6 protein-coding genes and 1 pseudogene are annotated in these 7113 nt (G+C 44.2%); 2 read left to right on the top strand and 5 right to left on the bottom strand.

Going from position 1 to position 7113, the window contains the following annotated elements; all coding sequences use genetic code 11:
* Nucleotides 1-183 precede the first annotated feature (183 nt).
* The 5 genes from AB4161_RS22420 to AB4161_RS22400 all read right to left on the bottom strand — a co-directional run bounded on the left by AB4161_RS22420 (nt 184) and on the right by AB4161_RS22400 (nt 5570).
* Nucleotides 184-1227 (bottom strand): GMP reductase, encoded by a 1044-nt coding sequence (locus tag AB4161_RS22420; RefSeq protein ID WP_017062429.1) that lies wholly within the window; start codon nt 1225-1227, stop codon nt 184-186.
* Nucleotides 1228-2005: 778 nt separating this feature from the next.
* Nucleotides 2006-2446 carry a PAS domain-containing protein gene (locus tag AB4161_RS22415; protein ID WP_372084348.1) on the bottom strand — a complete coding sequence of 147 codons (441 nt, stop codon included), beginning with the start codon at nt 2444-2446 and terminating at the stop codon, nt 2006-2008.
* A 1-nt stretch (nt 2447) separates the two neighbouring features.
* Complete coding sequence (locus AB4161_RS22410; protein ID WP_372084347.1) at nt 2448-3452, bottom strand: response regulator; 1005 nt, start codon at nt 3450-3452, stop codon at nt 2448-2450.
* Nucleotides 3453-3771: 319 nt separating this feature from the next.
* Nucleotides 3772-4017 (bottom strand): hypothetical protein, encoded by a 246-nt coding sequence (locus AB4161_RS22405; RefSeq protein ID WP_004731665.1) that lies wholly within the window; start codon nt 4015-4017, stop codon nt 3772-3774.
* Nucleotides 4018-4217: 200 nt separating this feature from the next.
* A complete protein-coding gene (locus tag AB4161_RS22400) occupies nt 4218-5570 on the bottom strand; it encodes an MATE family efflux transporter (RefSeq protein WP_372055987.1) in 1353 nt (450 codons plus the stop codon).
* A gap of 100 nt (nt 5571-5670) precedes the next feature.
* Between AB4161_RS22400 and AB4161_RS22395 the strand changes: the two genes are divergently transcribed.
* Together AB4161_RS22395 and AB4161_RS22390 are read left to right on the top strand one after the other, a co-directional pair.
* Complete coding sequence (locus tag AB4161_RS22395) at nt 5671-6645, top strand: LysR family transcriptional regulator (RefSeq protein WP_017068435.1); 975 nt, start codon at nt 5671-5673, stop codon at nt 6643-6645.
* A 42-nt stretch (nt 6646-6687) separates the two neighbouring features.
* A pseudogene (locus AB4161_RS22390) lies at nt 6688-7095 on the top strand (DMT family transporter); the annotation flags it as partial.
* Between the last annotated feature and the right edge of the window lie 18 nt (nt 7096-7113).

The following is a 7113-nucleotide window of genomic DNA, read 5'->3' as shown; positions in this document are numbered from 1 at the left end:
TATTCAGAGATATGAGTAATAATCACTCATAATCCAATCACTAATCTGTAGTTTGTCGCCACTCTATCGCCACAAAAAAATAAATTTTCTGTCGCCACTTTGTCGCCACTTGGAGATTTTCATACAAAAAAGAACCGCAAAATGCGGCTCTCAATAATTCGTATTTTCCGAATAATCGTCAGATTACTCTTTACCGAATACGTTGTTCTCTTGCTCTTGTACACGGATGAAAGTCGTACGCTTAGTTAGCTCTTTAAGCTTTGCTGCACCTACGTATGTACAAGTTGAACGTACACCACCAAGGATGTCAGAAATTGTGTTGTGAACTGAACCACGGAACGGAAGTAAAACAGTTTTACCTTCAGCAGCACGGTACTTAGCAACACCACCTGAGTGCTTGTCCATAGCCGACTGTGAAGACATTCCATAGAACTTCATGAATTGCTTACCGTCTTGCTCTACAACTTCGCCGCCTGACTCAGAGTGACCTGCTAGCATGCCGCCTAGCATTACGAAGTCAGCACCGCCGCCGAACGCTTTAGATACGTCACCCGCACATGAACAGCCACCGTCACCGATGATCATGCCGCCAAGGCCGTGTGCTGCGTCGCCACACTCGATGATTGCAGAAAGTTGAGGGTAACCTACGCCTGTTTTAACACGTGTAGTACAAACAGAACCAGGGCCGATACCAACCTTAACGATGTCTGCGCCAGCTAGGATTAGCTCTTCAACCATGTCACCCGTTACAACGTTACCAGCAGAGATAACTTTAGTCGGGAATTCAGCACGTACTTTTTGTACATACTCAACTAGGTGCTCTGAGTAGCCGTTAGCGATATCAATACAGATAAATACGAATTCGTCGCTAAGCGCCATGATTTGCTTAGTTTTCTCAAACTCAGCTTCAGAAGTACCTGTTGAAACAAATACGTTGTTCAGCGTTTTCTTGTCTGCTGTTTTTGCGAACTCAGCCCACTGCTCTACTGTGTAGTGCTTGTGTACTGCAGTCATAACACCGTGCTCTGCTAGAGCCGCTGCCATTTCAAAGCTTGCTACCGAATCCATGTTCGCTGCAATTACTGGAGTACCAGACCATTGACGACCGCTATGCTTGAATGTAAAATCGCGGGTTAATTCAACTTGAGAACGGCTTTTAAGGGTAGAACGCTTCGGACGGAAGAGTACATCTTTGAAACCTAACTTAAGTTCTTGTTCGATACGCATGATAATTTGTCCTGTAATCATATTACGTGTCGTGCGTTTTCGGTAAGCGTTGGCAGACGCTTTACTGAGTTTCGGACACAAAAAAACCGGAGCGTTGGCAGACGCTCCGGTTTTCAGCATTATAGGCTGTGATTTACTAACAGCAAGTCTGATATTTCATTTTTTTTTGTGCTATCCTCTCAAAGATTCCATATCTGGTAAAAGCTTCCCGCCCGTCATTTCCTACTAAATTCATATTAATTAATAACTTAACAACATATTCACGCAAACGCTGTCGGTTTATTGCGCAAACGTTTCCCTTGCAAATTCGGCGAAAAAATCTTCGATAAGGCAAATTTGTGAAAAAAGTGCCCTTTAATCACATAAAAATCACACTTTTCTTGAATCAAAAAATGCGTTTTTTCTTAAATAATTTCATTTTTTTCTGACTTTTTTCGCTTCGAGTGCCGATCTCAGCCCTCTTTCATTAGCCCTGAAATTTATAAAGTACAAAGGCAAGATCGATTAGCACGTTCGAAACTTGGATGAGCGGGGTAAAGTCCACAAAATATGGCAGGTTAGATGCGCTTATTTATGAGAACCCAGCGGATACAAGCCGCTGTTGATAGAGCCTAACAACAACTCGACTAAAGTTAACGAACACGGAACGCCTTTCTTTAGTTCGAACTCATTACTACAGGATCAGATACAAAAATGGCCAAGGGGATTAACCTTGGCCATTTTTATTTGGTTTTCAGAGTGCTCTTATAAGGCGATTCAATTTTCACCTTAAGGTACGTCAAGCCTTTTTCTGAGACATCAGAGCTTCAGCAGTCGCATCTTGAATCGACAAGAACAAGGATGTCACTTGCCCAGTTGGAGAACGCATCGGGTTAAGCGTGACGTTCTGATACATAAAGTCGGCTTGCTGAGTTACTGGCCTCACGTTGCGGCACTTAAACAGATAAGGCCTTTGTTGCCACGTTATGAAGCTACGGCAGCCTAGGTCATAAACCGGTTTTGTTTTAAGCCTAAACCACTCTTCAGGAATTTCAGGGAATAACTCAAAGATCGACTTACCGATCGCATCATGCGATTGCTTACCGCTATGGTGCGTCATGAAACCATTCCAAACTTGCACCTCAAGATCACGATTGATGACCACCAGTCCCATATCGACGTTTTGAACCATGTCTACCATCCAGTGGAACTGTTCAAATTCAGCAGGAAGATTCAGCATATTAAAACTCCTCCATTAGGTAGGCCAATTTGTTGTCTAGAAGAGGCAGAGACTCATCAACGAACATAAATAGAAGATCACAACGGATGGACGTGCCGTCTATGTTGTAGCTGACTTCGAACGTCATGGTCTTTTTAAATGAGCCGCTGGTATTTTCAATCACCGAATCAATCGAGATGTGTTGACCTAGCAGCACAGGAGAGCTCTGGAAGAAACGAACTTCTGATTGCTCCCCTAACCCATTCAAGAAAGAGCCGACTAAGATGTTCGATACATCCATCAACAACTCTAATTCTTCTAGCTGCTCGCTTTCTGTTGGCACCTTCATGAGCTTCTTAAGATCGCTCACACTGGAATCACTCAACAAAACTAGCGCTTCACCTGCAATGCCTTCTCCACTGAAGCCTTGGCAAACACCCGACACTTGGTCATTGTCAGCCAAGTCACGAAGTGCCATGTGCAATTCGCTCACTTCGAAGATGTTCACGTTCGGTAATGGTAAGTGAACGAATACATTAAAATGGCGCGCCAATGCATCGGCTGCTCGACCTATCGCAACGTTCGCAACTTCCATATAGATGTCACGTCGGCGCAGAATCGGTAGCTCTAGCGGTGCTGGCGTAATAAGTTGAGGCTGTTTTGGTGGCTCAACATGCTCACGTAGAATCGCTTTTAACGCTTCTTTATCAATCGGCTTTTTCAAAAACGCTTTAGCACCAAGGTCCATGACCTTCTGCTGCGCTTTTGGTTGGATATCACCAGAAACAAGCACAACGGGTGTAGTGTCATCTAAACGTTGCATCTCTTCCAATGTGCCATAGCCATCTAATTCCGGCATGGTGAGATCAAGGAACATCAGTTTAAACTGGTTTTTAGCGAGCTCTTCAAGTGCGTTAAGCCCATGAACAGCAAAAGTTATATCGGCATTTAGAGAACTAGGCAGTGATCGAGCCATCTGCTTCCTTGCTAACGCAGAATCATCACATATAAGAACTGGGAACGACATAAATGCACCACTGACAAATTAAAGCTAATTCGACCGAGTGTAACAGAACATTATGGTATCAGGTACGGGGTGAATGGATTTATGTGCAGATTATTAGTAAGAATGATGAAACAGGTGGGTAAGCTATTATTTCGCATTATTCTTCATGAAAAACAATATGCTACAAAGGTAATAGCCAATCCTTGCTGTTGAGTAATAGCACTATTATATTTAACAGCAGCCTTAACAAGCGGGTTTATTAAGGCTCGACTGACTCATTCATTGAACGGCTTTATGTAGCCATGATAGAGAGCTATCCAACAAAGCTAATGCAAGAGAACTAGAACTGGTATGAAGGCCATAGGATCAGTAATGCGAAACGTATAACCACAGCAAACACCAATAAAGCGATACCCAAACGATACCATTTGTATTCCGCGATACTCATTGGGATACGCTTATAAAACATCGTAATCACGCCCTTCCAATCGCTACTGCGCCTTCCGTACTGCATCATGCTCGTCAAAACAAACAGTGCGCCAAGCACTAACATTCCTTTTTCAGCCCAGAACAATCCAACTTCCATTTGTGTATTCCTTGATAAAACGGTGAGCAACTCAAATCATTCTAGTCACCTTTTAGCTCGGTTTCTGTAAGACCAAGGTCTAAATTACGAAGTACGCAATTTAGGGCTTATAGGTCATTGTTGGTAATTGATAGTTCTCGGTCAGCAATACAACGTTTATCGTTCAAGGTTCCATGGTAAAGGCGAGCATCACAAGCAAATCACGTATAAGCATGATTCGACAAATCTGGAGATTGGTTGTTCTTTTGAATGACACGCATCAATTGGATAAGCAGCAGAATACCTGTCACGCCTAAGCCAACACCGATTCCGCCCCAAATCCCTGCCAATTCGAACTTAGGCATCAAATACCAAGCCGCAGGCAAGCCAAATACCCAGTAACCGATGGCAGTCATCACGGTTGGCATAGAGACAATCTTCATGCCTCTTAGCAGGTTAATCGCCAGTAGCTGCCAAGCATCAACAATAAAGCACAAAGCAACGACCCAAATCACAGAAGCCAGTAGTGAAGTCATTGCACCCGTGCCATCGTCTAACTTGAAGATAGAAGCGATCATCTCAGGCCATATAATGAACACGGCCGACAACGCCACACTCAACACCGACACCAATATAAAGCTTTGAATCGAGGTTCTTTTGATGCCTTCGTAGTTGCCCGCGCCATAATCACGGCCTACTAAAATTGCGGCAGCTTGCGAGAAACCGAAGTTGAAGTTCCAAGTAAAGCTTAAACATTGCAGCAAGATTTGGTGCAAGGCTAACGAAGCAATACCGATCGTGCCCGCCATCAAGGTGCCACCGTAAATCAAGCCATGCTCAAGTAAAGCAGCCAAGCCGATAGGTAGACCCATCAACAACAATGGGCTCATCAACTTGATTGAATACTCTTCTGTATTTAGCCAAGGGGCGAACTGCTTAAACTCGTCACGCTTAAATACCCAAACCGTATATCCAACCATCACGATAAATGCCGCGATAGCCGTACCAAGCCCTAAACCTGTTAAGCCCATGTCTAATTGGAAGGTGAGAAAGTAGCTCACTGGCACATTCAGAATTACGGTGATAATCGACATCACAAGAATGGAGCGCACGTTGCCAAACGCACTGGTTAAGCCACGAAGTACCAACAAGATAAGCGAAGGCAACATTACCCACTTCAAAGCATGGACATATTCCATGGCTAAAGTGATCACTTCTGGTGGCTGTTTGGCTGCTTCTAATACCAACGGAGCAAACCAGAAGCTGGCCATTAAGGTCACGCTGAGCACGAATGCCAACATGGTTGCGCCTTTCACAGCCAATCTGATTTGAGTATTACCAAACTCAGGGCGAGCTACGCGCTGACCATAAGCAATCGCAATCAAGTTCGCGACACAACCCACGGTGCTGCTCGCAATAATGAAGATGAAAAAGTAGATTGAGGCACCTAAGCCACCAGCCGCAAGGGCTGACACACTGATACGCGACATCATCCAAACATCAGTAAGGACTAAAGCCATAGAGATCAGCTGTGAAATGATCAAAGGGAATGCAAGAGTGAGTATTTTTTTCATGAGCGCCTCAGGTAATTTCGCCCAAAATACGATCGATGAGGCTAGCGTTCAATTGATAAATTTGCGACTCTAACATTCCATAAACTCATGCGAACGAATTATGACCCCATATCCTAGCTTGCCATCATCACATAATGGCTTAAAAGCCTTTGAAGCTGCCGCAAGGCTGATGAGCTTTACGCTGGCTGCCGAAGAGCTGCATGTGACACAAAGTGCGATCAGCCGACAGATCAAACAGCTTGAAGATGAGTTAAACGCATCACTGGTTATTCGTAAGCATCGAGCCATAGAATTAACGGTACAAGGTCATGATTTGTATGTGGCTTTGCGAGAAAGCTACGGTAATATCGAAGCTGTTATCGCCTCTTGGAGTGAGCCCAAGCAGAAGCGTATCGTGATCAAAGCGACTCTGAGTTTCGCGACGCGAGTATTGATCTCCAAAGTTCGGGAATTAAACGAGCGTTATCAAGATCATGAGATAGTCATTGTTCCTGTGATTGAGGAAGACGAATCGATTAATAGTAGTGAGTATGATCTACTGATCTTCCACACGCGTTTCAAAAAACGCTATGACAAGGCACCTGACATTACCTTCTTGCGTGAAGAGTTCATGGCGCCGGTTTGCTCTACTAGTTTAACCACCAAAGACACCGACCTTGATTCAATCTTAACCTTGCCAAGGCTGCATCCAACCTTAGATCATCACGACTGGAAAGTGTGGCTGGCCGATGTTGAATTCCCACCAAAGAAACCTGTCAGAAATACCAGCTTCTTGTCTTTAGATATGGCGCTCAGTGCCTGTCTATCCGGTGAAGGGGTTACGGTCACGGATCTGTTGTTAGTTCAACAAGATCTCCAACGAGGCTTCTTGTACTGCCCTAGAAATGCAAAAATCCAACACAGTGCTTGGACTTACTTCATGCACCAGCGTAGTCACACGCCTATCATCAACGACCTTATTGAATGGCTTAGAGAAGAGACAACAAAAGAGATCGAGTTGCTGAAAGTACTCGCACAGCAATATCAATGGTTTGGTGTAATAGAACAGGACAAAGACTTTGGTCGGCTCTTCTAAACTAAGTTATGATTCCTTTTCCCTCAGCCTATTGATATTTTTATGTCTTCTTTCTCTTTTTCACAAATCCCTGTTGGGGTTCGATTCATGATCCTCTCCGCTTTTGGATTCGCACTGATGTCTGCGTGTGTGAAATACATCAGCAACTACGGCATACCTGTATTCGAAATTGTTGCAGCAAGGGCTTTGGTGTCTTTGATCATCAGTTATATCGACGTTAAGCGAAAAGGCATTTCGATCTGGGGAAATAACAAACCTTTGTTGTTTGTTCGAGGCGCTGTTGGTACAGCAGCCTTGATGTGTGTTTACTACGCTGTGACCACTTTGCCATTAGCCGAAGCGACCATTCTACAATACGTTCATCCTGTATTTACCGCCCTACTTGGCGTGTTATTTCTGAAAGAACGCGTCCAAAAATCGACCATGATCTGCATTGCATTCTGCCTAGCGTGATGTATGGAATCCACT

The organism is Vibrio sp. 10N.286.51.E5 (assembly GCF_041469125.1).
Classification (GTDB): Bacteria; Pseudomonadota; Gammaproteobacteria; order Enterobacterales; family Vibrionaceae; genus Vibrio; species Vibrio crassostreae_C.
This window is presented reverse-complemented; position numbering and strand designations above follow the sequence as displayed.